At 60.8% G+C, this 26,068-nt stretch carries 26 protein-coding genes; 13 read left to right on the forward strand and 13 right to left on the reverse strand.

Annotated elements, in window-relative coordinates; translation table 11 throughout:
• Positions 1-120 precede the first annotated feature (120 nt).
• Positions 121-732, reverse strand: a complete 612-nt coding sequence (locus V5N47_RS14375) for a hypothetical protein (protein WP_338728479.1) — start codon at positions 730-732, stop codon at positions 121-123.
• A gap of 203 nt (positions 733-935) precedes the next feature.
• Here V5N47_RS14375 and V5N47_RS14380 point away from each other — a divergent pair, with 203 nt between their 5' ends.
• The 3 genes from V5N47_RS14380 to V5N47_RS14390 are packed head-to-tail and all read left to right on the forward strand — an operon-like array spanning position 936 to position 4,003.
• The gene (locus tag V5N47_RS14380; RefSeq protein ID WP_338728481.1) at positions 936-1,607 is read left to right on the forward strand and encodes a hypothetical protein; all 672 of its coding nucleotides are present in this window, start codon (positions 936-938) and stop codon (positions 1,605-1,607) included.
• 3 nt (positions 1,608-1,610) lie between these two features.
• Positions 1,611-1,895 (forward strand): hypothetical protein, encoded by a 285-nt coding sequence (locus V5N47_RS14385; protein WP_338728483.1) that lies wholly within the window; start codon positions 1,611-1,613, stop codon positions 1,893-1,895.
• A complete protein-coding gene (locus tag V5N47_RS14390) occupies positions 1,892-4,003 on the forward strand; it encodes a type B DNA-directed DNA polymerase (protein ID WP_338728485.1) in 2,112 nt (703 codons plus the stop codon). Before V5N47_RS14385 ends, V5N47_RS14390 begins: the two co-directional genes overlap by 4 nt.
• An 18-nt stretch (positions 4,004-4,021) precedes the next feature.
• On the opposite strand, the gene V5N47_RS14395 is transcribed toward V5N47_RS14390, so the two are convergent.
• Complete coding sequence (locus V5N47_RS14395; protein WP_338728487.1) at positions 4,022-4,333, reverse strand: hypothetical protein; 312 nt, start codon at positions 4,331-4,333, stop codon at positions 4,022-4,024.
• Positions 4,334-4,375: 42 nt separating this feature from the next.
• A complete protein-coding gene (locus V5N47_RS14400; RefSeq protein WP_338728489.1) occupies positions 4,376-4,831 on the reverse strand; it encodes a YbhB/YbcL family Raf kinase inhibitor-like protein in 456 nt (151 codons plus the stop codon).
• A gap of 194 nt (positions 4,832-5,025) precedes the next feature.
• Here V5N47_RS14400 and V5N47_RS14405 point away from each other — a divergent pair, with 194 nt between their 5' ends.
• A complete protein-coding gene (locus tag V5N47_RS14405; RefSeq protein ID WP_338728491.1) occupies positions 5,026-6,018 on the forward strand; it encodes a CapA family protein in 993 nt (330 codons plus the stop codon).
• Here the strand turns inward: V5N47_RS14405 and V5N47_RS14410 are convergent.
• Positions 6,015-6,398, reverse strand: coding sequence for a secondary thiamine-phosphate synthase enzyme YjbQ (locus V5N47_RS14410; RefSeq protein WP_338728493.1), 384 nt, complete (start codon positions 6,396-6,398; stop codon positions 6,015-6,017). The two genes, V5N47_RS14405 and V5N47_RS14410, sit on opposite strands and share 4 nt — an antisense overlap.
• 101 nt (positions 6,399-6,499) lie before the next feature.
• Here V5N47_RS14410 and nikR point away from each other — a divergent pair, with 101 nt between their 5' ends.
• Positions 6,500-6,928: a nickel-responsive transcriptional regulator NikR gene (gene nikR, locus V5N47_RS14415; RefSeq protein WP_338728495.1), complete on the forward strand. Its 429-nt coding sequence runs from the start codon at positions 6,500-6,502 to the stop codon at positions 6,926-6,928.
• A 1-nt stretch (position 6,929) separates the two neighbouring features.
• Here nikR and V5N47_RS14420 read toward each other — a convergent pair whose 3' ends face one another.
• The 3 genes from V5N47_RS14420 to V5N47_RS14430 all read right to left on the reverse strand — a co-directional run bounded on the left by V5N47_RS14420 (position 6,930) and on the right by V5N47_RS14430 (position 9,657).
• Positions 6,930-7,790 carry a metal ABC transporter permease gene (locus V5N47_RS14420; RefSeq protein WP_338730309.1) on the reverse strand — a complete coding sequence of 287 codons (861 nt, stop codon included), beginning with the start codon at positions 7,788-7,790 and terminating at the stop codon, positions 6,930-6,932.
• A gap of 74 nt (positions 7,791-7,864) precedes the next feature.
• Complete coding sequence (locus V5N47_RS14425) at positions 7,865-8,650, reverse strand: metal ABC transporter ATP-binding protein (protein ID WP_338728496.1); 786 nt, start codon at positions 8,648-8,650, stop codon at positions 7,865-7,867.
• The gene (locus V5N47_RS14430; protein WP_338728497.1) at positions 8,647-9,657 is read right to left on the reverse strand and encodes a metal ABC transporter substrate-binding protein; all 1,011 of its coding nucleotides are present in this window, start codon (positions 9,655-9,657) and stop codon (positions 8,647-8,649) included. The genes V5N47_RS14425 and V5N47_RS14430 overlap by 4 nt, the downstream gene beginning before the upstream one ends.
• A 310-nt stretch (positions 9,658-9,967) precedes the next feature.
• Here V5N47_RS14430 and V5N47_RS14435 point away from each other — a divergent pair, with 310 nt between their 5' ends.
• Positions 9,968-12,865: a PAS domain S-box protein gene (locus V5N47_RS14435; RefSeq protein WP_338728499.1), complete on the forward strand. Its 2,898-nt coding sequence runs from the start codon at positions 9,968-9,970 to the stop codon at positions 12,863-12,865.
• 5 nt (positions 12,866-12,870) lie between these two features.
• Here the strand turns inward: V5N47_RS14435 and V5N47_RS14440 are convergent, their stop codons facing one another.
• The 4 genes from V5N47_RS14440 to V5N47_RS14455 form a co-directional block, all read right to left on the reverse strand.
• The gene (locus V5N47_RS14440; RefSeq protein WP_338728501.1) at positions 12,871-13,365 is read right to left on the reverse strand and encodes a helix-turn-helix domain-containing protein; all 495 of its coding nucleotides are present in this window, start codon (positions 13,363-13,365) and stop codon (positions 12,871-12,873) included.
• 324 nt (positions 13,366-13,689) lie between these two features.
• Positions 13,690-13,836, reverse strand: coding sequence for a hypothetical protein (locus tag V5N47_RS14445; protein WP_338728503.1), 147 nt, complete (start codon positions 13,834-13,836; stop codon positions 13,690-13,692).
• 45 nt (positions 13,837-13,881) lie between these two features.
• A complete protein-coding gene (locus tag V5N47_RS14450; protein WP_338728505.1) occupies positions 13,882-14,556 on the reverse strand; it encodes a phosphotransferase in 675 nt (224 codons plus the stop codon).
• A 115-nt stretch (positions 14,557-14,671) separates the two neighbouring features.
• Positions 14,672-15,355, reverse strand: a complete 684-nt coding sequence (locus tag V5N47_RS14455; RefSeq protein ID WP_338728507.1) for an HAD family hydrolase — start codon at positions 15,353-15,355, stop codon at positions 14,672-14,674.
• A gap of 88 nt (positions 15,356-15,443) precedes the next feature.
• On the opposite strand from V5N47_RS14455, the gene V5N47_RS14460 reads away from it, so the two are divergent.
• A complete protein-coding gene (locus V5N47_RS14460; RefSeq protein WP_338728509.1) occupies positions 15,444-16,886 on the forward strand; it encodes an MATE family efflux transporter in 1,443 nt (480 codons plus the stop codon).
• Positions 16,887-16,891: 5 nt separating this feature from the next.
• Here V5N47_RS14460 and V5N47_RS14465 read toward each other — a convergent pair whose 3' ends face one another.
• Positions 16,892-17,359 carry a DUF6653 family protein gene (locus V5N47_RS14465; protein WP_338728511.1) on the reverse strand — a complete coding sequence of 156 codons (468 nt, stop codon included), beginning with the start codon at positions 17,357-17,359 and terminating at the stop codon, positions 16,892-16,894.
• 44 nt (positions 17,360-17,403) lie between these two features.
• Between V5N47_RS14465 and V5N47_RS14470 the strand changes: the two genes are divergently transcribed.
• The 6 genes from V5N47_RS14470 to V5N47_RS14495 all read left to right on the forward strand — a co-directional run bounded on the left by V5N47_RS14470 (position 17,404) and on the right by V5N47_RS14495 (position 24,622).
• On the forward strand, positions 17,404-17,709 hold the full coding sequence (locus V5N47_RS14470) for a hypothetical protein (RefSeq protein WP_338728512.1): 306 nt from the start codon (positions 17,404-17,406) through the stop codon (positions 17,707-17,709).
• Positions 17,609-20,479, forward strand: a complete 2,871-nt coding sequence (locus tag V5N47_RS14475; protein ID WP_338728514.1) for a bacterio-opsin activator domain-containing protein — start codon at positions 17,609-17,611, stop codon at positions 20,477-20,479. The genes V5N47_RS14470 and V5N47_RS14475 overlap by 101 nt, the downstream gene beginning before the upstream one ends.
• Before the next feature lie 99 nt (positions 20,480-20,578).
• Complete coding sequence (locus tag V5N47_RS14480; RefSeq protein WP_338728516.1) at positions 20,579-20,722, forward strand: rubrerythrin-like domain-containing protein; 144 nt, start codon at positions 20,579-20,581, stop codon at positions 20,720-20,722.
• A gap of 3 nt (positions 20,723-20,725) precedes the next feature.
• Positions 20,726-22,012 carry a glutamate dehydrogenase GdhB gene (gene gdhB / locus V5N47_RS14485; RefSeq protein ID WP_338728518.1) on the forward strand — a complete coding sequence of 429 codons (1,287 nt, stop codon included), beginning with the start codon at positions 20,726-20,728 and terminating at the stop codon, positions 22,010-22,012.
• A gap of 235 nt (positions 22,013-22,247) precedes the next feature.
• Complete coding sequence (locus tag V5N47_RS14490) at positions 22,248-23,063, forward strand: transcriptional regulator (protein ID WP_338728519.1); 816 nt, start codon at positions 22,248-22,250, stop codon at positions 23,061-23,063.
• A 113-nt stretch (positions 23,064-23,176) separates the two neighbouring features.
• A complete protein-coding gene (locus V5N47_RS14495) occupies positions 23,177-24,622 on the forward strand; it encodes an FAD-binding oxidoreductase (protein WP_338728522.1) in 1,446 nt (481 codons plus the stop codon).
• Between the two features lie 617 nt (positions 24,623-25,239).
• Here the strand turns inward: V5N47_RS14495 and V5N47_RS14500 are convergent.
• Positions 25,240-25,692, reverse strand: coding sequence for a hypothetical protein (locus V5N47_RS14500; protein ID WP_338728524.1), 453 nt, complete (start codon positions 25,690-25,692; stop codon positions 25,240-25,242).
• Positions 25,693-26,068 lie beyond the last annotated feature (376 nt).

The raw sequence follows: 26,068 nt of genomic DNA on the forward strand, positions 1-26,068 counted from the left end.
GTCCACCATTGGCGCACACGCTCGCTTGCGATGTCGGTGTCCACCGCCAACGTCTTGTGCACGCTGTGGCTCCGTTAATTTCCCATTTCCGTGGAGCATCGACCGCCGTCTGCGGCTTTTTCACTCACTTGCTTCGACTACCTGCTCGTAGGCGAACAGCGGTGCGGCGAACACTGCCTGGAACTGTGCGGTTGCCTGCTCGGGGTTTTCTGCGAGCAACCTGATACGCTCTGCCTGCCGCCCCGCCAATTCGCGGCGAAGGTCTGGGAGTGTCGTCTCCCCGCCGGAAATCCGGTCGCTGTCGCCGAGGACGAGCAGAAGGTCGTCGACGCCGTCTAACTCCTCGGTCAGGTGGGCGAACGTCGCGCCCGTCCCCGCCTCGTTTGGCGCGTAGGCGAACAGCAAGCGGGCGTTGTGAATAATCTCCGAGGCCTCCTCGTGGAGGTTCGTCTCGGTTCCCACCTTTCGTAGGTCAAGCTCGACGCCAACGACGTAGACTGCGGGCCCATCGGGAAGTTCGCCCGCCGCCTCATGGAGGGCGTCGAGCACCGGGCCGAACACGATTTCGAAGCGGTCGTCGTCCATCCGCAAGAGATCTGCGCCAATCGCGTCCGCCCGGTCTTGATTCGGCGTGAGCAACGCGGCCACCTGTGGCGACACTGTTGCCTCGGCCGTCGGGTCGTCCTCCGCGAACGTCACGCCCGTATTCGAAAGCAGGGAGTCCTCGGACATGGTACAGCGTTCACTGTCGAGCGGTAAAATCATACACCTTCGCTGAAACTTCACTTCCGGCACGCGACTTTCCGTGCTAGCGATCTAAAACCCACAGACTGCGGGCCACCGTTTGCCACAACCGTCTCCACTTTCACTTTCACCGTGGTTGGATGGGTCGCCATTATCCCACTCTTCGCCGACTGTTCAGCTAGGAAACACGCATGACTGCTGGCTCTCACTCCTCGGCGCTGCCCTCGCTCGGGGACGGCGTGACACAGTTACACCGTCCCGCGGGGCGTTCGCTCGCGCTCCCACAACTCGTCGTTAACGACCTGCTCACCGGCGACGGCGAGACGTTTTGGGTCGATACCCGCGAGACGGCGACGACTTACGCGCTCTCCGACCTCGCCCCGAGCGAACGCACCCTTCGCGGCGTCCACATCGCGCGGGCCTTTACCGCCTACCAGCACCACACGCTCGTCTGCAAACTCGTCGCGCAGGCCACGCCCGAAACGAACCTGCTCGTCGTCCCCGAAATCGACGCACTGTACGCCGACGATGACGTGCCCGAGTACGAGGGCGAAGACTTGCTCACGGCGTCGTTGACCATCCTGCGCGAACTCGCCACGTCGCTCGGCGTTCGCGTGCTCGTCACGTCGGCAGGAACCCACCTCTCACAGCTCGTCGCAGCCCATGCAGACACGGAAATCACGTGTACAGAAACCGCTCTCGGCTTCCACTACGAAGCGCCCGACTTCGAGACGCTCGTCTACTGGGGCGACGGCTTTTGGCAAACGACGATTCCGTACTGGGTTGAACTATTTGGCACAGTCGACGAGTTCGACCCCGTCATCGCCGCCGCCGACAACGGCTGGTTCGACGCGGAGGCCTGAGCCATGGGCCGGACGAACCCAACCTATCGACAGTTTCTCCGGCGCTACGAAACGCGCATGGCTCCCTTCCGCCGGGCGCTCAGAGCCGACGCACAGCCGCATTTCGACCGTCTGCTCGCTCGCGCCGATGAGTACGCTGACGCCGCGGGCTACCTGAACGCCCCCGACCCGGAGCGCGCCATTCTCTTCTCGATGTTGCTCTCACAAGAACGCGAACTCACCACGCTACGCCGTGAACTCGACGCGCTGCGCGACCACCACGCAACCCACTCAGATCACGAGCGATGACGTTCACCATTGACTTCCTCGGAGACGAGGTGGTCGAGTGGCGAAAAACTCCTGACGCTGTTGCGGCAACGCGAGTCACCGAGTACCACCCGCGCATCTACGTGGCTGGCCCGACAGACGCCCGCGACTGGTTGGAAGCGCGTCTCCGCACAGACCCGAAAGTTGCGCATCTCTGCACCAAGCAGTGGCGACTTGACTTGCGCTCGGCCACCCCCGACTCGGTTCTCCGCGTCGATATCGAACGAATCGACGACGTCCAGCCGCTCGCCTGTGAACTCAGACACACCCACGAACGAGGGCGGTTCGCACCGGGGACGTTCCGGCTGTTCAACGTCGATTTCGCCCCGCAGTTTCGCTACTGTCTTGAGGAGGACGTTGACCCGACGCCCGCCCATCCGCTTTCGACGTTCTCGATTCGGCTCTCCGAAAAGGCGCTCGCAGACGGCGACCTCTCGCACATCATCATCGACGGCGAAGACGTGAAAGGGGCTGAATCGGCGGTTTTACAGGCGCTCAGCCACCGTCTCGACCGCGCCGACCCGGACGTACTCGTCGTGAGCAACGGTGACGTGATTCCCCTCCTTGGACGGAAAGCCGAGGAACACGACGTGTCACTCTCGCTCGGCCGATTGCCGGGGTGGTCGCAGCTCGCGGGCGAAAACACCTATCAGAGCTACGGGCAGGTCGGTTTCTCTGCGGCCAGATACACCGTCCCCGGCCGGGTCGTCCTCGACACGTCGAACAGTTTTCTCTGGTCGAAATCGAGCCTCGACGGCTTGCTCGACCTCGTCCACCGGTCGTGGCGACCCTTACAGGAAACTGGCTGGGGAAGCATCGGAACCATCCTCACGTCCATCCAGATTCGAGAGGCGCTTTCCCGGGGCGTCCTCATCCCGTGGAACAAGTGGGACCCAGAGCAGTTCAAAGACGTGCGCACCCTCCATGCCGCAGACCGTGGCGGCTTCATCTTCGAACCTCGAGTTGGCCTCCACGAAAACGTCTACGAGGTGGACTTCGCCTCCCTGTACCCGACCATCATCTGTCGGCACAACATCAGCCCGGAGACGGTCTGCTGTCCGTGCGACCGCGAACACGCTGTCGTCCCCGAACTCGGCTACGAACTCTGTGACCGCCCGGGCTTTCTCCCCGAGGTACTCCAACCGATTCTCGACGACAGAGCGGAATTCAAAGCCCGTCTCGCGCAGAACCCATCCGAGGACGAACGCGCCTCGCTCGAAGCGCGCTCCAGCGCGCTCAAGTGGATTCTCGTCACGTGTTTTGGTTATCAGGGCTACCGAAACGCCAAATTCGGACGCATCGAGTGTCACGAAGCCCTCAACGCCTACGCCCGCGACATCCTCCTCCGGTCGAAAGTCCACCTCGAACGCGCGGGTTGGAACATCGTCCACGGCATCGTCGATAGCCTCTGGGTCACTGCCCGCGACCCCGCACCGACGCCAATCGAGGAGGTGGCGCAGACGGTTTCAGACGATATCGGCATTCGTCTCGAATTCGAGAACCACTACGACTGGGTCTGTTTCGTGCCGAGACGCGGCGCTCCGGGCGGGGCACTCACCAAATACTTCGGGAAGATTGCGGACGAAGACGCGTTCAAAATTCGGGGTATCGAAGCCCGCCAGCGGAGCACGCCCGCGTTCGTCCGCGAGGTGCAGTCAGACTTGCTCGACACCCTCGACAGCCACCGCGACGCGGCGGCCGTCTGCGACCGCCTCCGCCAGCATCTCCGCGTGCTTCGTCAGGGTGACGTAGACCCAAAATCGCTCGTCATCAGAAAGCGCGTCTCGAAGCCACTCGCGGGCTACAGCCAACGTACCCACACCGTCTCCGCGCTTCAGCGATACGCCAACCACGGCATGGCGCGAAATCCCGGCCAAGACGTGCGCTACGTCGTGGTGAACGACGGCGCGCGCTCAGCAGAACGCGTCCGCCTGCATTTTGAAGAGTGCGACAGCTACGACGCCGACTACTACGAAACGCTCCTCATTCGCGCCACAGAGAGCGTCGTCTCACCGCTCGGCTGGAATCGAGAACGAATCAGGCGCTACCTACGGGGTGATCGACAACTCGGCCTTTCAGCGTTCGACTAACTCTCCTTCTTTGCCGTGTTAGCGCGTCTCGCCGGGATACTCCACGTCTTCGCCCGCCCCATCGAGCGCCATGTGGAGCGTGTCGTTGGTTTCGACCGCATCGAGGCCGTCTACGGCGGTGATCGCTTTCACGTCCTCGTGGTCTGCGACGATTTTGAGGCCGCCCGTCGAGAGGCGCTTTTTCACCTCGCCGCCTTCGGATTCGACGGCGGCGGCGACGCGTTCGAGATCGCCATCCGTGTGCGCGTCCGGAAGTCTGAGGATGAGCGTGATGGTCTCACCAGCATGTGGCTCCTCGATGATGGCTCGGACGGGCCGTGAGAGGTACATGGCTGGTGGTACGCACTCGGACGTAATCAGTTCCCCTTTCTCTCACGGCGCGTAGGTTCCGGTTAGCAGCGCCTCTGCAAGGACGTGGCTCTCTATCGCCGCTTGCAGGTCAGCTTTCGTGGCTCCCGCTTCGAGCGAGAGCGTCGCGTCGAGTGCGTACGCGAAAAACCGGTAGGTGTGTTCTTTGTCGGGCGGACTCGGCCCGCCGTAACCCGACTCGCCAAAGCTGTTCTGTCCAACCGTCGCCCCCTGCTGATTCCAGCCTTCCGGAATCTCGGTCATCGCCGGGTCTATGTTCCAGACTACCCAGTGGTCCCACACCTTCCCCGCAGGCTCCATCGCGTCCGGGTCATCCATGACGAGCGCGAGCGATTGGGTCCCCTCGGGTACGCCTGCAATCGAGAGCGGCGGGTTCACGTTTTCTGCTCTGTAGCCGTATTTTCGTGGAATCGGTTCACCGTCTGCGAACGCCGAACTCGTCAGTGCAAACGTGGTCATCTTAGTTCCCTCACTCTGTGGCGACGAGTCGTTTTGTTGCGTACAACCAGCCAGTGTTACCAGTAATACCGCCATGTAATACCGGCGTGAAATCGCGGTACGCACTGCAACTCGCCCTCGTAGATATTCGCTTGCCGCGAGCAAAAGCGTGTGCGTGTGAGAAGGTTTTCTCGCCGCCGGGCGTATCTAGGAGAATGGCATCGACTCGTCGGCTTGGGCTTTTGGGCGACGTGATGCTCGGACGCCTCGTAGACGAACGCCAGCGCTGGCGCTCCCCACCTGCCGTCTGGGGCAACCTCTTCTCGCAGCTCACCGACCTGGACGGACTCGTCTGCAATCTCGAATGCTGTCTTTCTGCGAACGGGATGCCGTGGTCGAAAACCTACAGACCCTTCCATTTCCGGGCAGACCCGACGTGGGCGATTCCCGCACTCACCGCCGCCGAAGTGTCTGCGGTGAGTCTTGCGAACAACCACATCCTCGACTTCGGCCCCGTCGCCCTCGGCGACACAATTGACCACCTCGACCGCGCTCGCATCGCCCACGCGGGGGCGGGGCGCAACCTCGACACGGCGCTTGACCCGGCGGTGTTCACCATGCGTGGCGTCCGCGTCGCTATGGTGGCGCTCACCGACAACACCCCTGAGTACGCCGCAGACCACGACAAGTACGGGACGGCGTGGGTGGACGTAGACCACCGCCATGGGCCAACCCGTGAACGAGTCCGTGGCATTCTCTCACGTGCGCGCGAGCGAAACCCCGCGCTCGTCATCGCCGCGCTCCACTGGGGGCCGAACATGACGACACAGCCGCCCGCTAACTTCGTCGAGTTCGCCCACTGGCTTGTCGATGAAGGCGTTGACATAGTCTACGGCCACTCCGCCCACCTGTTCCATGGCGTCGAGGTGTACGACGGTGGGCTAATCCTCTACGACACGGGCGATTTCGTGGACGACTACGCGGTGGACAGCCACCTCCACAACGACCACAGCTTCCTCTTCGAGGTGACGCTCACCCCTGATGGACTCGAAGAGTTACGACTCGTCCCGACCGAAATCTACGACTTTGCGGCCCACCGCGCCCGCCCCGAAGCTGCGATGTGGTGTCGTGAGACGATGCGAAACCGGTCGGAACCGTTCGGCACCGAGTTCGAACGCGACGGAGAGGCGTTGGTGTGCAGCCTTTAGGAAACGGTGACGAGGACGCTCCGCGTACGCGGCCCATCCAACTCCACGAGAAACACCGACTGCCACGTCCCAAGCTGTAGCTCCCCATCCACGACCGGAATCGAGAGACTGCTGTCGAGCAGCGCGGCCCGGAGATGCGAATCTGCATTGTTGTCGATTTCATCGTGCCCATAGCCATTGCCCGTCGGAACCACTGATTCGAGCATTCGGACGAGGTCACCTTTGAGCCGCGATTCGTTCTCTTGGACGAGCAAGCCAGCAGAGGTGTGCTGTAGAAACACGGTACACACGCCGCTCGCGTCGGGCGGAATTTCACCGGAAATTCGGTCGGTGAGGTCAACGAGTTCGACGCGTGCTGTGGTTTCGACGCTAACGGGCATACTGTCCTAGTGGTGCGGGCGACGGGAAAACGTGTGTTCTCCTACCAACCAACGGGGTGAGTTACTCAATCTTTAATATCGAACTGGCCTTGAGTTAATACATGACCGTTGTCAGCGTCTCCATGCCGGACGAACTGTTAGAACGAATCGACGCCTTCTCAGAAGAACACGGCTATACGGGCCGCAGCGAGGTTATCCGCGAGGCCAGCCGTAATCTATTGGGAGAGTTCGAGGACAAACGCTTAGAAGACCGCGAGCTGATGGGCGTCGTCACGGTGTTGTTCAAGTTCCAGACGACGAGCGTCGAAGAGAAGATGATGCGCCTGCGCCACGAACACGAAGAACTCGTCGCTTCGAACTTCCACAGTCACGTCGGCGACCATTACTGCATGGAACTGTTCATCCTCGAAGGCTCACTCGAAACGATTTCGACGTTCGTCGGGAAGATTCGCGCCACCAAGGACATTCTCACCGTCGATTATTCGGTGATTCCAGTCGATGAGTTCGGCGCGTTTGCGAATCTCGAATAAGCTACGCGTGCTGTCGTGACGCACCAAGTTTTCCGACGACCACCGCGCCTGCGTACACCGCGATTGCGACGAGCACGATGACCCCGCCCGTGGCGAGGTCGTAGACATAAGAGAGGGTGATGCCGACGATCACTGCGAACTCGGCTGCGAGAATTGAATACCAGACCGACTGCTTGAAGCTGCGGGCGACCTGTGCGGCGGCCGCGACCGGCACGACGAGCATCGCGGCGACGAGGATGACGCCCATGAGCTGCATCGCCGCGACGACGACGACCGCGGTGAGCACGACGAGCAGGCGATTGTAGCCACGCACGTTCAGACTGGCTACCCTCGCGGCCGTTTCGTCGAACGTGATGAACAGCAGTTGGCGGTAGGTGAGCGCGATGACGGCGCAAACGACCACACTCAACACCACGAGAATGCCCGTGCTCTCACGCGTGACCGTCGAGAGACTGCCAAAGAGGTACTGATTGATGCTCACCGCGATGCCGCCGGTTGCGGTGATGATGACCGTCCCGAGGGCGAATCCGCCTGCTAAGACGATCGCCATGGACACGTCGCCGTAGGCGTCCGTGTACTCGGAGATGACTTGGATGAGCAACGCTGCAATTACTGCGACGACAAGCGCGGTCAGGTATGGCGAGACGGCGATGGCGAGCGCCGAACTGAGAAAGAGGCCGATGGCGACGCCAGAAAACGCGGTGTGCGCGAGGGTTTCACCGATGAGCGAAAGTTGGCGATGGACGAGAAACGACCCGATGAGCGGGGCGACGACGCCGATTGCGACACCCGCGATGAACGCCCGCTGCATGAACGGCAGACAGAGCATTTCGATGCCGAACGGGGCTGTGAGCGCACACATCCCCTCGCCAACGCCGTCGAGCGCCCAGTTGAGCAGGTCGGTCGCAGCCGAGAGCACGACGAGAGTGCGAAGCATCACGTCCCATCACCTTCGTCTTCGTCGGCTGGGTCAGCAGGATGCGCGTGGTCGTGGTGAAGCACGCGCTGGTTCGCGCCGTACGCTTCTGCGAGTGCGTCGCTCTCGGTGAAGCCCGTCGATTCGCCGTGAAAGAACAGCCGCCGGTTGATACACGCAATCTTCGTCGCGTGGTCGGTGACGACGCCGATGTCGTGGTCGATGAGGATGATCGTCATCCCCTCGCCGTTGAGGCGTTTGAGCAGGTCGTAGAACGCTTCGCGCGATTCTGCATCCACGCCAACTGCTGGCTCGTCGAGTGCGAGCAAGTCGGCTTCCGCTGCGAGCGCACGGGCGATGAACACGCGCTGGCGTTGGCCGCCAGAAAGGTGGTTGAGCTGTCGCTCGGCGAGATGGGCGATGTTCACCGTTTCCAGTGCATTGGCTACAATTTCGCGGTCGCGCGCACCAAACTGGCCAAAGCCGACGTGTGGGTAGCGTCCCATCGTGACCACTTCACGGACAGTGATTGGCATCCCCTTTGCCGAACTGGTCACGTCCTGTGCCACGTAGCCGATGCGCTCGCCCTGACCGAACGCCGTCGCTGGTTCACCGAACAACGTGACGCGCCCTGAATCGGGAGCAAGCAACCCCAACATGAGCTTGAGGAGCGTGCTCTTGCCAGAGCCGTTCGGCCCGACGAGGCCGAGGAACTCTCCGGCCTCGACCGTGAGGGACACGTCTTCGACGACGGGGAGCGACCCGTAGCCAAACGAGACGTTTTCGACTTCGATGACCGCCGTCATGCGCCGAGTGCCTCCCGGAGGGTTGGGAGGTTCACCTCCCGCATGATGTCGATGTATCCCCAGTCGTTTTCCATCCATTCCTCTGAAGCCGTCGGAATCGACGTGATGGGCAGTAGGTCCGTGGCATCCGTTTCCTCGACCAGTTGCCGGGCGGCTCGGTCTGATTCGAACACCGGCGCGAGGACGTGCTCGATGCCGTGTTCTTCGATGACTGCTTGGGCCTCGCGCACGTCCTGTGGCGTTGGCTCCGTGTCGGGCGAGAGCGACGACAGCGCGTGGACCTCGAAGCCATAGCGGTCGGCGAGATACTGGAAGGCGTCGTGGCCGGCGACGAGGACGGTGTCTCGCGTGCGCGACGACAGCGTCTCTTCGATTTCGCTATCCAGTTCTGCGAGTGCGTCTGCGTAAGACGTTGCTCCGTCCCGGTAGCGTTCTGCCTGCGCTGAATCTGCAATCGTAAGCCCTGCTGCGATGGTATCGACGGCTTGTGCGGCGCGCTGGGGGTCGAGCCAGAAATGCGGGTCGATGCTCGCGTGGTCGTGGTCACCGTCTTCTGTGTCGTGGTTGTCTTCGTCTCCGTGGCCGTCTTCTTCTGCGTCGTGGTCGCCTTTCTCATCGTCGTGACCACCCGCTTCGAGCAGCGAGATGCCGTGTCGCGCTTCGATGACGACGAGTTCGGGGGCGTCGCGTTCGAGATTCTGGACGACGTTGTCCGCCCACAGTTGAAACCCCTCGCCCATATAGACGAACGCCGCCGCGTCGAGGATTGCTTGTTGGATACTCGGTCCAGGTTCCCAGCCGTGGCCGTGTTGGCCAACAGGGACGAGAGTATCAATTTGAGTGGCGTCATCGGCGACTTTGCTGGCGAAATCGCCGAGCACGAAAAACGACGCCGTTGCGAGTTTGTCTCTATCTGTGCTTTCTGCTCCCGTCAAGCAGCCAGCGCACACGCCTGCCGCAAGTGTGCCTCCAAGCTGGAGTGCCGCTCGGCGCGAAAACCCATCCATTCTGTTATTAGAATTGGGTCGAAGATTAATAACTTATGCTATTTCGTCCGGCTTAGATGCTAGCGCTGACGATCTGCGAAGTGTATGTGTTGTGAACCGCTCGCTAGTGCTAACTGGTGCCATATTTCGCCCGACTCCCCACAGCAGAAACTGCTGAAAAACGCATAAAATCTACCAAAAATGGCTATATTTTTGTAACATTTGGTAATTTTAGCAATAATATCTGGTATTTGTAATACTTATTCACCAATAGATATGTTCAGTTAGTGGCCATTGAACTTATCCGAGGGGACTCGTAAGCGCCTTTGAGATGACTCGTGCTTCCAGCGGGGACGACCTCCACACCCCGTTGACTGACGACTGCGATGAGGCGGTGCACGCCTTTGAAACAGTTGTCGAAGTGACGGATGTTGGTTCCATCACGCTCGACGGTGTCGGGACCATCACAACCGCAAACGAGCGGTTCTGTGAGTTAGTCGGCCATGAAGAGCAAGCGATCGTCGGGGCTGCATTCACGCAGTTCCTCGGCGACGCAGCGGTATCGTTCCAGTCGATATACAACCAGCTCAACGCCGGTGACCCTTCGACCGAACACGTCTCGACTACCTTGTCAAACGCAACCGGCGGGGCTGTTGAGTGCGACCTCCACCTTCAATCGCTGTCGGGTGACCCCATGTCCGAGACGGTGTTGGTCATCGTCGATCCAACACCCGATTCGACCGATGACCCGGCTGAGCCGCCTGCAAGCCGAGCGCAGATTGAAGACCTCGAACGCTACAAGACCATTCTTGAGACCATCCACGACGGCGTCTACGTCGCAAACGAGGACTACGAGTTCGAGATGGTAAACGACGGCTACGCCTCGATGGTTGGCTACGACCGCGATGACCTCATCGGCGAACACATTTCGACTGTCGTTGATGAGGACATCGTCGAAACGGGCGAGGAGCTCCGGCGGGAACTGCACACTGGCGACCGCGAGACGGGCACCGTTGAAATCAACTTACAATGCAAAGGCGGTGAGAAAATCACCGTAGAGACGCGCTTTGCCCGGCTCCCAACCGACGACGGCTCGTTCAAGGGAACGGTCGGCGTTGTCAGAAACTTCGAAGACCGCACTACACACGTCCAAACCCTCGAACGCCGGGTGCGCCAACAGCGCGCCATCGCAGATTTCGGCCAGAAAGCGCTTCGAACCCGTGATACAGCGGAGTTGCTACAAGCGGCGACAAACGTCGTCTCCGATGGGCTCGGCGTCGAGTTTACCAAAGTCCTTGACCTCAACGCAGACGCGAGCGAACTGCAGCTCAGAGCCGGGATTGGCTGGGACGACGGTCTCGTCGGGGAGGCAACCGTTAAAACTAACACCGCTTCACAGGCCGGATATACACTTCTCTCAGAAGAACCCGTCGTCGTCGAAGATTTCGCAACGGAGACGCGATTTACGGCGCCGCCGCTCCTCGAAGACCACGACGTAGAGAGCGGCATCAGCGTCATCATCGGTGACTACGAGAACCCGTGGGGCGTGTTCGGTGCACACAGCACCACCCCCCGCGAGTTCACCGAACAGGACGTCTCGTTCGTCCGGAGTATCGCAAACGTCCTCGCCACGGCTATCTCGCGGGCTGCTCGCGAACGAGAGCGAGAGCGCTATGAAACCATCGTCGAAACCATCTGGGACGGCGTCTACGCGCTCGATGGCGACGACAACTTCGTGATGGTCAACGACGCCTTTTGCGAGATGACGGGCTACAGCCGCGAGGAACTCCTCGGGAGTAGCGCAACGCTCGTCCACAACGAAACGATTCAGGAGACCGCTCGAGGGATGGCCGCAGAGATGCGCGGCGGCGACCGAGAGGCGGCCACCATCGAACTCGACCTCCAGAAGAAAGACGGCACCACGATTCCAGCCGAGTCACGCTTTGGCCCGTATCCCTACGCCAACGATTCAGACGGGAGAGCGGGCGTAGTCAGGGACATCACCGACCGACGCGAGTGGGAGCGCCAAGTCGAGATGCTGAACGACTTAAACGAGGTCGTTCGCGAAATCACTCACGCGCTCGTCGAATCGAACGCCCGCACGGACATCGAGAAACTCGTGTGTGAGCGCTTTGGAACCGCGGACCTCTACGACTTCGCGTGGCTCGGGTCGGTTGCAGACGATGGGACGACCGTCGAAACGGTGGCGGAAACGGGCGTCTCCGACTATCTCGCGGCGGTTCCCATCACGACAGCCGACAGCGAAACGCGCGACCACCCACTCAATCGGGCACTGCGTACCCGAGAGACGGTGTTTGCAACCGATGTCCTCGCTGACGACGACTACGCGCCGTGGCACGACGACGCCCGCGAGCGGGGCTATCGGTCGGTGGCTGCCATTCCGCTCACCTATCAGAACATCTCCTACGGTGTGTTGACCATCTACTCGGCGCGAGCCGATGCGTTTGGCGAACACGAACAACGCATTCTCTCGCAGGTTGGCGACGTGATTGGCCACGCCATCAACGCCATCGAACGCAAGGAAGCGCTGATGGCAGACCGCATCACGGAAGTCACCTTCCGAACGAACGACCTCCCGGACGCGCTCTACGCGCTCCATGGAGAGATGGGTGAGGTGACCATAGACCGTGTCGTCCCGCTCAACGATGGGACGGTGTTGAAGTACCACTCGGTACGCGAAATGTCGCCGGACGCGTACAGAGACGCGCTCGAAAACGTGCCGTGGGTCACTGACGTCCGAGAAATAAACACCTCGCCCGACGTGACGCGCTTTGAGGTGGTGACCGAAGAGCCAACGGCGAGTTCGACGCTTGCGACCTACGGTGGTCGTCTCCACTCGATTACACTCACCCACGACAGCGTCGAAATCGAAGCTGAGCTACCGGCGTCCGTTGACCTGCGACAGGTGAGCGAGGCGCTTTACGAGCGCTACCCCGGCCTCGAACTCGTGTCGAGAAACACCATCGACCGGAAAGTTGCGATGCCAGAAGAACTCGCAGAGAGTCTGATTGGCCAACTCACCGAACGCCAACGCACCGCGCTCAAATCTGCGTACTACTCGGGCTTTTTCGACTGGCCACGCGAGAGCGCCGGAACGGACGTTGCTGCCTCGCTCGACGTGTCACCGGCAACGTTCCACGAACACCTCCGCAGAGCCCAGCGAAAAATCTTCACGACCCTCTTCGAAGTCAGTCCAACCGCGGACTAACGCGGTCAGTCAGACTGGACTCTGTTCTCTTCTTCGCTCAACTTTCCCGGTGACTGGGCCGTCACCGGCTCGTCGAAGCCGTTTGGTGCGAGTTCCGGTTCGCAGATGATTTTCTCGCGGCCCAATCGAAATCGGTTGAGCGACTTCTTGGTTTCCATGTCTTGCAAGAGCCGACTCACGGTTGCATCAGACCAGCCAACGAGGCTTGCGAGCTCTTTCTGACGCATCCGCCCGTCGTTTTCGGTGACCAATTCAAGGACCATCTCTTCTGGCGTCATCCCGGTTTTCACGACAAAATCCGCCTTCGAGTGTTCATAGGTGTAATCGATGAACTCCTGTGTAACGGACTGGTATGCCCTGGATTCCTCCCCTGCTGTCCCATCCAACTCACTCGCCGCTATACTTCCGCCGGTGTCGTCTGCGCCAATCCGGAACACTCCACGCAGACGTGCCAGTATCGCCTGCACTGGAGTAAAACCAGATTGTTCCTTCTTATCCATCTCAACTCGTGGTATTACATCGACCAAACAGATACTCCCTGCCCCTAAACAATTGGGGCGTTGCTGTGGCTCTGGGTGGTACAATGTGGCACAGCCTGTCGATTAGTGCCCTCCTGCACCCTGACTTTGCGCGTCCCACCGGGTCACGCCGCCAAAAGCGTGTCAGATACTGGATTTGATGGGCGTGTTGGGTTTTGAGTGGCGCGCGGTCGGAACCAACCGGCGACAATCACCAAGTACACACTAGTACACCGAAGCCGCGCATACCAGCGCTCCCAAACTAGTTGGGCTTGTCCGAAAAATCCCTGATGGCGTGGCTGTCTCTCATTCGGTGAGATTCGCTGTAAGCGCGGCGCGGTGAAACGTAACGGCGTCCACACCGGTTCGCTCTGGAAAGCCGGGGCGCGTAACGTACCCGCTCGAATCGACCGCCGAGTGGACGATTGCCGCGAGTCGGTATGCCGCCGTCATGGTGGGGTACGGCCGCACGCGTTCGTACCCCTGCTTGAAGGCTTCTCAAAGAGGCTCGCCAGATTCGACGTACCAGCCACAGACGAGGTGCTCCGCCTTCGCAACCGACAGCCCCGGCGCGGCGGCGAGTGAGTCGCCCCAGTCGAGGACGGCGGTGAGCGTCCCATCTCGAACCAGCGCGTTCCCCGGGCGAAAATCCCACGGGTAGAGACACGACTCGGGGCGGTTGGGTATCACTGCATGCACAAACACGTCTCGCAGGCGCTCACGGAAATCATCGAACGCAGCAGGGAGGGTATCGACACCGGCAATCGAATACACACGGAACCACGCCGCCCAGCTGTCGATTCCGTTGACCCGAAGGGCGCCTGTCTCACTGCTCTCGTTCACAACCACCGTTCCAAATGCGTCGAACGAACACAGTTCGTGGACTTCTGCGAGGTACTGTCCGAACGTCGCGGCGAGGGTTCGCTGGCGGTTCGTCTCGAAGCTCGCAAACCGCTCGTGGAGGTCGACTCCGTCAGCGTGTTCGACCACGACGTATACGCGCGTTTCAAGCGTGCCCTGTGCCAGTTGCCGAGGCACTGGAATCGACGTTCCAGAACGAATCTGCTTTGCGAGCACCGACTCGGTGACGAGCGCGCCTGTGTCGTCTGTGCTGTACGACCACCGACAGCCCGTCTGCGAGCGAGACGACTGCCGTCTCCTTTTGAGTCCCACGCTTCGCGGGGGTTACTGACGCGACGTCACGGTCGGGAAACTCTCGGGCGATGATGTTCCGGACGGCATCCATTATTGGCAGTATCGGCCGTGAGTGGATAGGTACACCGCCGACTCAGTGGTCAGCGTCAGCAAGAATCGCGCCGAGTGATCCGAGGTGCGAAAGGATGTAGTCGGGGTCGTACCCCTTCGTATCGGGGTTCTCTGCACGTGGGTACCATGCAGCGAGTAAGCCTGCTTGCTGTGCCCCAACCACGTCGTATTCGAGCGAATCACCGACGTGGAGCGCCGCATCGGGAGCCACATCAAGGGCGGCGAGTGCCCGGTCGAACGGGTCGCGGTGGGGTTTGCGCCGTGGCATATCGCCTGCGTACACGATAACGTCGAACGCGTCTGTGAGGCCGAGCGCCTCGACTTTCACCGCCTGTCGCCGCGACGGACCGTTGGTCACGAGGCCGACCTGTCCGTGAGCGCGTGCGTCGCCGAGTGCCTCTGTTGCACCGGGGTGAAACGAGACGGCGGTCAAATCGACCGTCTCGACGAAGCCGCGAGCGAGGGCAGTTGCGTCGATTTCCGCTCGCCCGTATTTCGCGGCCACCGCCGCGAATCCGCCTGCGAGATACCCGACCTCGTCGTTCGGGTCGGGCGGGCCGGGCAGCGCCTGCCAGAGGTCGGTTGGTTCGCCAAAGGGTGCGACACCAGCGACCTCGAATGCACTCGCGTAGATGGTGGCTACGTCCTGGTCGTTTCGACAGAGCGTGCCGTCTAAGTCGAACAGCGTCACCGAAATCGTGTGCACACCGCTCGTAGGTGTGGCGGCGAGAAAAAGACGGTGTCGCTCTCCGGGTTCGGAACCCATTTTGGCGCGCCTGCTGAAATGTCTCGTAGTGGTCCGCGTTCCGAATCCGCTGAGTTTCTTCCTTCTCAGTATCGGCCTCGCACTCGCCCGTTTCGGTTTCATTGCCGAGGAGCGAGCGCGCCACACCGCAGACCTCGCGTGGCCGCGCATTGTCACCGGCCTCGCGCGGATGTCGAAGAACGCCGCAGACGTTGCGATGGTCGGCGTCGCGCTCGGTTCGACCGCCATCACGGGCGTCGGTTTCGCCGGTCCCTTCTGGGGGATGGTGTTCAGCATCGGTGGCGGCCTCGCCGCGGGGACCATCGCCCTCGTCTCCCAGCGGTTCGGCGCGGAACGCTTCGACCAGCTCGGGCAGGCCATCCGCTCCAGCGTTGCGCTCGTCGTCATCGTGACGATGCCCGTCGCGGCCCTCTACTTCCTGTTCCCGGTCGAACTCATCTCGTTGCTTTCGTCTGACGCGCAGGTGGTCGCCTACGGGGCAGACTACCTCAGAATCGTCGCCTTCGGCGTCCCCTTCGGCGCGCTGAATCTCATCGGGAGTCGCGCCCTCATCGGCGCGGACGACGCGTGGACGCCGATGGTCCTCCGGGCGACCGGCGCGGTGTTGAACATCCTCATCAACGCCGTGCTCATCTTCGGCCTCGGCATGGGCGTCGTCGGCGCGGCCATCGGGACTGTCGTCTCGAACGTCGTCGTGACGGCGGCGTTCGTCGTCGGCCTCTCGCGAGGGTCGCTCCCCGGCGTCGGGGCGCTCCCAGTCACCGTGTCGCCAACGGGTCGCTTTCTCGACGGCGAAACGATGCGTGACGTGGTGACCATCGGTGTTCCAGTCGTGGGTCGTAATTCCGTCTGGACCGTCGCTCGGTTCCCAGCGCTCGCAATCGTCGGCATGTTCGGCCCACCGGTCGCCGCCGCGTACATCATCGCCCGGCGGATCTGGGGGCTCATCAACACCCCCGGCTGGGGGTTCGGCCTCGCCGCGAGCAGTCTCGTAGGCCAGGAACTCGGCAAGAACAACGAGCAGAACGCCGAGTCCTACGGCCGGGAAATCGTCCGGTTCTCGGTGGCGACCTACGTCGTCGCCGCGATTGTCGTCGTCATCTTCGCCCGCCCCATCGTCTCGCTGTTCGTCGGGAGCTCGAGCGATCCGACGATTCCGGTCGCCGTCGATATGGTGTACGTCTCCGCCATCGCGGTGATATTCCAGGGGGTCACGAGCACCGTCTCCGGGGCGCTCGACTCGACTGGCGACACGCGCTGGCCGTTTTACGCCTTCGTCATCGGGATGTTCGGCGTCGCCATCCCGTTCATGTATCTCGGCGCGACGACCGCACTCGGCATTTGGGGAATCTACCTCGCCTTCTTCGGCGAGACGCTCGTGCCGGCGTTCATCACCTACTACCGATTCACGACCGGGAAGTGGAAAGCCATCAGTCGGTCCTATCGTCCGGATGCGGTGGCGGACGACTGAAAAACTCACTCGTCGGGGAACGGTTCGCCGGGAGCGATGCCTGTTAGATCGATGATTTTTGCCATCCACGCGAGTTTGAACGCCATCACCAGCGCGGTTGCGAGAACGGCATGACCCGGACGGCGTCGGAGCGTTGCCCACCCCAAATACGCCGTCGCTGGCACGTTTACAAGGTTGAGGACGTTCGGCCACGAAAGCCCGACCGTGCCATTGCCTTGGGCCAGCCACTCGCGCTCTGCGAGCACCCCACGCGTCATCCACGCATCGGTCGTTTTCGGCGCGGGAAACGCGGCCGGGTTGACGACGAGCCAGACGGCGAGCGCCGCCACGAGTCGCCAGTTTCGCTGATAGAGCGCGTACACGAACACGGGGGTCGTCGCCGCCCGCGTCCACCCACTCCACGGGTTCGCGTGGCGCTTCCACACCCATTCCGGGAGAACGGTTTGCTCGGTGCCTGTTGGGTCACTTTCCATGACGAGCCATTGGGTCGCCCCACTCCTAACTCTTTTATCACTCTATGGCTGTCTTCGAGTATTGTATCCTGATTCCGACGACGAACACGTACGACGAAAACGAAGAAATTCGTGTTGACGCCGCTCGGACGATGGAGGTGGCGGATGATGAAGACGTGGCAATCGGGCCACACGTCGTGGAACGGGCGGCTCGCGAACCCATCAGCCACTGCGGTACGTTCATCCATCCAGGCACGAAAGTACCCGGTCATGGTGGCTCCGTCTCATCGACTTCGTTCTACACACCTGTTGCTCGTCGGCGAAACCGAATGGGTGTCCGCGTTCACATCGTTGCTGGACAGCCAAACTGACGCCACCGTTTCGTCGGTTCCTGATGCGGCATCAGCCCTCGACGCCGTCAGCGACGGCGCTGTCGATTGTCTTCTCTGTGAACAGCTTCTCGAAGCCGAATCGGGGCTGGACCTCCTTCACGAACTTCGCGAACGAACCACGACGCTCCCTGTATTCCTCTGTACCAGCGAGGGGAGCGAGACACTCGCGAGCGAGGCGATTTCCGCCGGTGTCACCGAGTACATCCCCGTGGATGGCGACATCGCAGACCGCTTTGACGACCTCGTGGCGCGAATCGACCACCACATTCGAACTGCTCGGCGGTCGATAACCCAGCGCGACAGAGCACGCCAGTTTGACGCAATTTTCCACGACGAGCGGACGGCGACGTGGGTTCTCGACACCGACGGGACGGTCGTCCGCGCGAACGAGATGGCCCGAGACGCGACCGAGGATTCGGTCGCTACCATGGTCGACCAGCCGTTCTGGTCGCTCTCGTGGTGGGCAGCGGACGCTACCACGCGGGCCGACGTCGAGCATATCGTCGAGACGGCGCGCGGCGGTTCGTTTGCGAATGCGGTGATTATGCGTTCGACACCCCGAGACGGGAGCGCTGTTGTTGACCTCTCCGCGCGGCCGGTGTTCTCTGGGCGGGGCGAACTCGCGTCCATCGTGGTCGAAGGCGTCGATATCAGCGAACGTGTGAACCTCGAACGAGACCTTCGACGGTCGGAGGAACTCCATCGAGTCACGCTTAACAATATGACAGACACGGTTCTCATGACCGATGACAACGGCGAGTACACCTACGTCTGTCCGAACGCCCACTTCATCTTCGGATACACCGACGCGGAGATTCGCGAGTTGGGAACCATCGACGACCTGCTCGGAGCGAGCCTCTTCGATCGCGACGAACTCGCGGAGGCGGGCGTGTTGAAGAACATCGAATGTACCGCCACGGATAAACAGGGTCGAGAGCACACCCTGCTGGTCAACGTCCGCGAAGTCTCGATTCAAGACGGGACGATGCTGTACAGTTGTCGTGATATCACGAAGCGCAAGCAGCGAGAGGAGGCGCTCGCGACCTTACAGGAGCTGGCGCGTGACTTCCTGTACGCGGAGACTCACCACGAAATCGCCCACCACGTCGTTGCGGACGCAGCGGGCGTCCTCGACATGGACGCGAGCGCCGTCTACCTGTTCGACGCGGACGAAAACGAACTCGCTCCGACCGCCTTCTCAGACTCTCTCGAACGACTTCACGGCACGCTCACCAGCGTCGGGGCGGACGGGTCGGGACTCGTGAGCTATAGTTTTCTCGAAGCCGAGTCGCTCTTTTTCGACGACGTCCACGAATCGGCCCTCCTCGACCACCCGGCGACCGACCTTCGGAGTACGGCCTACATCCCGCTTGGCGACCACGGCGTGTTTTTCTGTGGATCCCCCACCGTGGGTCGGTTCGACGCGGTGACACGGGAACTCGCAGACCTGCTCGCGGCGACCGCAGAGGCGGCTCTCGACCGAGTTTCTCGCGAGAGCAGGTTGCGCGAACAGGACCGCGAACTCCAGCGACGCAACAGCCAACTCACCGCACTCAACCGCATCAACGAAATCATCCGCGAAATCGACCAGGCACTCGTGCAGGCAGAGACTCGCACAGAAATCGACCACGCGGTTTGCGACCGCCTCACCGCAGACGACCGTTTCTCGTTCGCCTGGATTGGCGTCGCCGACTCGATTTCTAATACCCTCGAGCCGCGGGCCTGGGCGGGCGAAGAGCAGGGATATCTCGACAGCATCCCGTTCTCGATGAAAGACGCAGACGGTGACCCGGCGGGCCGAACCGCCGCCACCAGAGCGGTCACGATGGTCGGAAACGTCGCCGCCAGACTCAGAGACGAACCGTGGCGAAAGGAGGCGCTCTCTCGGGAGTACCTCTCGGTGATTAGCGTCCCGCTCGCGTACGACGAGTTCACGTACGGTGTCCTGACTGTCTACGCGAATTCCCAGGATGCCTTCGACGAGACATCACAGGCGGTGCTCGCGGAACTCGGTGAAACGATCGCGTCTGCGACGAGTGCCATTGAGCGAAAGAACGCCCTCCTCACCACCTCGGTCACGCGCCTCGAATTTGACGTCGCAGACCCGGCATTCGTCCTCTCGCGGTTGGCCCGGGACGTCGGGTGTTCGATTACGTTCCAAGGTGGGGTTCAGCAGACAGACGCGGGAACGTACGTGTTCATCACGGTCGAGGGGGCCGACGTCGAGGCCGTAGAAGCGACAGCGAACCGATTGATTGCCATCGACGACGTCCAGCGGATAAGTGCAAGCGGACCTCAGGGTGTGCTTCGCCTTCGCCTCTCACAGCCGTTCCTCGCCCTCGAACTGGCAGATCACGGGGCGGTGCTCCGGAGTGCGTCGTTCAGTCCCGAAACGGCGACGGTGGTCATCGACGTTCCAGACAGTGTTGACGTTCGGCACATCACGCAACTCGTCGCCGATTCCTTTGCCGACATCGAGTTACGCTCGAAGAAGACGGTCGCCCGCGAGGATACTCAGAACCTGTACGCGAAGTTCCTCGGCCAACTCACCGACCGGCAACTCGAGGTTATTCAAACAGCGTACTACAGCGGGTTTTTCGAATCGCCGCGTGCGCGCACCGGCGAAGAGATAGCCGAAACCCTCGGTATCTCCCCACCCGCGTTCTACAAACACGCCCGAGTCGTCCAGCGCAAACTCTTTACGACCCTGTTCGAGGACATCGGGGTTCCCACCGCGCCATCGACCTGAGCGTGCCGGATGGTTTAATAACGAACCATACCGATTTGATGGCGTTTACTATTCAACTACTTCAGTCATTTTTGCGGACTGCGTATGCTCGCTCGTCGAATGAGAGATATTCCCTACGACCCGACGGAAAAATCGGCCTACGAGTGTTTCGCGTGTGGAACCATCGAACGTGCAGCATCGAACCCCGGCCCGTGTTCGGACTGCGGAAACGAGATGCGAAGTCGGAACACCCCAATCGAGTAACTGATGGCGACCCACTCATCCACCGCGCAGGCTGACCGCGAATCGGTCGAATATGAATCGGCTCTCCAGACCGCCCGCCGACAGCTCGCCCGTGCAGCGAGTCTCCTCGATATCGATTCGAACATCGTCGAGCGATTGAAGTACCCCGCGAAAATCCACGAGGTGACCGTCCCGATAGAGCGCGACGACGGCACCGTCGAGGTGTTCACGGGATACAGAGCCCAACACGACAGCGTCAGAGGGCCGTACAAGGGCGGGCTCAGATACCACCCGAGCGTTACCCGCGACGAGTGTATTGGCCTGTCGATGTGGATGACGTGGAAGTGCGCCGTGATGGATATCCCATTCGGTGGTGCGAAAGGCGGCATCGTCGTCAACCCAAAGGACCTGAGCCCCGGCGAACGAGAGCGCCTGACCCGTCGGTTCACCCAGGAGATGCGGGATGCGATAGGCCCCAATCGCGACATTCCTGCGCCGGACATGGGCACCGACGCCCAGACGATGGCGTGGATTATGGACGCCTATTCGATGCAAGAAGGCGAGACCACGCCCGGCGTCGTCACCGGCAAGCCACCGGTCATCGGCGGCTCGTACGGCCGCGAAGAAGCACCTGGCCGCTCCGTCGCCATCATCACCCGTCTCGCGTGTGACTACTACGACATGCCACTTTCTGATACGTCGGTTGCCGTCCAAGGGTTCGGGTCGGTCGGCGCGAACGCCGCCCGCCTGCTCGATTCGTGGGGCGCGAACGTCGTCGCCGTGAGCGACGTAAACGGCGCAATCTACGACCCGGACGGCCTCGACGTCGCGGAAATCCCCTCTCACGACGAAGAACCAGAGGCCGTCACGCGCGACGTGGAAGGCCTGCTCTCGAACGATGAATTGCTCGAACTCGACGTGGATGTGCTCATTCCTGCCGCCGTTGGCAACGTCATCACCGAAACCAACGCGAACGCCATCCAGGCCGACATCATCGTCGAGGGTGCAAACGGCCCGACGACGTCGGGCGGCGACGCGATTCTCGACGAGCGAGAAATTCCCGTCATCCCCGACATTCTCGCGAATGCGGGCGGCGTCACCGTCTCCTACTTCGAGTGGCTCCAGGACATCAACCGCCGTGCGTGGTCACTCGAACGGGTCAACGAGGAACTCGCCTCGGAGATGGAGACCGCGTGGGACGACGTTCGCTCCGAAGTCGATTCACGCGGCGTGACCTGGCGCGACGCGGCCTACATCGTCGCCCTCTCTCGCATCGCCAAAGCACACGAGTCGCGCGGCCTCTGGCCGTAACCCTGTCCTTTTCGAATCTATCCAGTATTCGTTGGCGAAGCACTGACGCCAGAATCAGGCTTTCGTAGCTCCGAGAGCCACCAGCGTCCAGAGCGTAAGAAGACGGGAGAACGCAGAGTTCTGTGCGTGTTTTCTGTGGAGAGGCTCCTGGACTATTCGACGCGTTTGGCCTCCGAAAAGCCGCGTTCACGCGTCGCTCGGGAATCTCTATTAGCGTAACTCACGAATCTGTGGTATGGACTCTGCAATAGCCGACATCGAGTTTCTTGCTCGGTCAACACATCGCGTCGGCGTGCTCGAAGCGTTGGAGACGAGTCCGCGCGACCGCGCCGACCTCAAAGCCGTGACGGGCGCTTCGTCACCGACCATGGGGCGTATCCTTTCGGACTTCGAACACAGACGGTGGATTGTCCGTGCGGGACGCACCTACGAACTGACGCCGTTGGGTGAGTTCGTCGCAGACCGCTTTCTGAACCTTTGTGAGGCGATGGAGACCGAGCACAAACTCCGTGACGTCTGGCAGTGGCTTCCCCGCGAGATGGAAGGCTTTAGCGTCGAGCTCTTCGCCGACGCGGTGGTCTCCGTCCCCGGGCCCGGCTATCCATACGAACCCGTTGAACGACTCACACACCTGATACAGGAAACGACCCGCATGCGCGGATTCGACACAATCGTCCAGAAGTCGATCAACAACGAGGCGGTCTGTGATGCCGTCCTCGACGGCATGGAACTCGAATACGTGTTCTCACCGACCGCGCTCGAAGGGACGTATGCGTGGAATCCAGAACGGGTGCGGGCGGTCGCAACCAGCGAAAACTGCACGGTGTTCGTCCACGACAACCTTCCCGATGGCGACCGCTGTGGCATCGGCATCGTCGACGACCGTGTGGGCATCTGCTGTCATGATCGCACTACGGGTGCACTGGTAGCCATTATCGACACCGACTCGCCTGCGGCCAGAGAGTGGGCCATCTCCGTTTACGAAGGTGTCCGAGCAGACGCGAGCCCCGTCGAAGCGACCGCGTTCGAAACCTTCATCGAAGCGAACTAGGCTGGGCAAGCAGAGCCGTTGCTGGCGGCGTTCGTGACCGACCGCTTTCACGCGATGAAATATTTCACGAGGTAGTTAGATGTCGTCTCCAAGCGTATTTGCTGTGAGCTACCATGACACAAACGACGCTCGTGACACGAGACGGTTCGACGACGACGCTATCAGCAGAGACGGTCGAAGCCTTCCGCCAACAGCTCCGCGGCCCGCTGTTCACACCCGAAGAAGCCGGATTCGAGGACGCCACCCGTATCTGGAACGGCATGGTCGAGAAAACCCCCGCGCTCGTCGTCCAACCAACGGGCACCGCAGACGTGGTTGCTGCCGTAAACTTCGCCCGCGAGAACGACATCCTCGTCTCGGTGAAGGGCGGCGGCCACAACATCGGTGGGACGGCACTCGCAGATGGTGGCCTGACTATCGATATGTCACAACTGTGCGGCGTCATCGTCGACGCCGACCGACGACAGGTCACGGCACAGGCTGGCTGCAAACTCGGCGATGTCGACAGAGAGACGCAACTCTACAGCCTCGCCACGCCGCTCGGATTCATCTCCGAGACCGGTATCGCTGGCTTGACGCTCGGCGGTGGGTTTGGCTATCTAACCCGCCGTTTCGGATGGGCCGTCGACAACCTGCTCGAAGTCGAAATCGTCACCGCAGACGGGGAGGTCCGCCGCGCCAACAGCGAGACGAACGACGACCTCTTCTGGGCCCTTCGCGGTGCTGGCCACAACTTCGGCATCGTCACCTCGTTCACCTATCGCCTCCACGAGGTCGGCCCGACCGTCTACGGCGGCCTCATCGCGTGGCCCGCAGCGCGTGCGGAAGAAGTTCTTGCTACCTATCGAGAGCTAACCGCCACTGCACCGCCAGAACTGACCGTCTTTCAGGTGCTCATGCGCGCCCCGCCAGCGCCCTTCGTTCCCAAAGAGGCACACGGTGAGCGTATCTGTGCATTCGCCGTTTGCTATACCGGCGACCTCGACAAAGTCGACGACGCACTCGCCCCGATTCGAGCACTGGGCGACCCCGTCGTAGACCTGCTTCAGCCACAACCGTACGCCCAACTCCAATCCTCGCTGGACGACACCGAGCCAAAGGGCCAGCACTACTACTGGAAAACGGAGTTCGCCGCCGAACTGACCGCGGCGTTCCAAGCGACGCTCGCAGAACTGGCCGCGGAGTGTCCGATTCCAGGCGGCCAACTGGTTCTCGCCCACATCGGTGGGGCCATCAACGACCGAGCCGACGACGATGGCGCAATCGGCAACCGGGACGTCCGATTCGTCTACGGCGCAGCCGGAATGTGGGAACCAGACAACCCCAACGCAGACGAGTTCCGCCAGTGGGTCAAAGATGCTGGAACCCGGCTCCAGCCGTTCTCGACCGGTGGGAACTACATCAATTTCCAAACCGCAGAAGATGGCGAAGAACGCGTACGGGCAACCTACGGCGCGAACTACGACCGACTCGTCGAGCTCAAGCAAACGTACGACCCGGACAACGTGTTCCGGGTGAACCGGAACATTCGGCCACAGGCGAGAGCCGAGCGACCCTGAGGGGTAACCAATCGGGGTACTGAGCTCCAACTCAGCCAACTGCCCTCACTGTCAAAACCACAGTCATAATCGACACGGAACGTGGCTGCACTATACCGAGCGTCGAAGCTGAGATGGGCGCGTGGCCCGGGTCAGAAGGTTCAGTACGCCGTGGTCGATGATTCACTGCGAGACATAGATCGGGTTGCACTCGCAAGCAGATACCTGAGTAAGTACGACGTCCCGTTCTACTGCGACCTCGTACTCCGGGCAACAGAGAGTGTGATTTCCTCGTTTGGGTGGCGTCAGTCGCGGATTTCGTCGTATCTGTTTGGGCGGGTTAATGCGTCGCTCAGTTCGTATTGACACGTGTGTTTCCAACAGCTGTGTGCCTTCTACATTAGAAACCGCGGGGGTTGGGGGGGAAGACGTAGTCTCTGGAACAAACCTTCAAAATTACGCTCTCAGCTACTACGTCAAGTTCAGAGAGTACATGTACCAATATAACATTTTTTGCCGGTAATCATTCCATTCACTCGTTATATGTCGGTTCAGGTGGGACACAACCTCCCGTTTCAGATTCCTTCTGACGCCATTTGTTTGCATTGAGACGACATGTGAGCGGTACCGTGAGCCACTCAGAACAGTTCTTTGAGAACGTCAATCGGGCTGGGACTCGTGTCGTCGGAGACAGCCCCGGAGCTATTTTCATCGGTAGTCGTGGCAGTGCTGGTTTCTGTGGCTGCGCCAGTTTGCGTTTCAACTTCGACGTCTCTTGTCTGTGCTTGCTCCGTGAGGTGGCCGGTGGCCTGGTCGTACGCAGCCTGATTCATCGTTCGAGTTGTAAACGCCAGGTCGATCTCCTGGCTTTTGTACTGGTAGGTGCCGTGGTGTTCGACGCCCATAACGCCAGATTGATTGACTGCAATTCGATGGGTTCCTCGAAAGTGAGGCGTTTCGACTCGAACGATTTCGGAACTGATTTCGACACGCGTATTGGATTCGTTTCTGAGGACTGCTTTCGCGAGCGTGCGGGCTTGCTCATGGTTTCCCTGCTGATATAGCTCCTGAAGCCGCTCGTCAAAAGTCATTAGTTCCTGAATGTCAGATGAGAATAAATACGCTTCGTACATGTTTATGCTATGATAGCTACTGTCTAAGTCGACGTTGGCTGAATTGCATTCGAGGTAGTACGTCGTTGATAAAACGCATTACTGCGTCCGAGTTGTGCATGTGAGCGAGCGCTGTGCTGAGTGCGATGCCGTGTGTCAAATTATTACACTCAGAACTCAGTTACACGCGTTGGAATTGACTGTTCCAGGTTCCGATTTCAACTGTATAACCGATTTATTCCGGTTCGTGTTGAATTCGCTGCCTGTTCAACAGTTCACCAGACAATATCCTCGAAGAGTTCGTGCCCATGGAACTGGATTTCGGTGACGATGTTTCCCGAACGAAGCTGATTGC

The sequence above is a fragment of the Haladaptatus sp. DJG-WS-42 genome (assembly GCF_037198285.1).
Lineage (GTDB): Archaea > Halobacteriota > Halobacteria > Halobacteriales > Halococcaceae > QDMS2.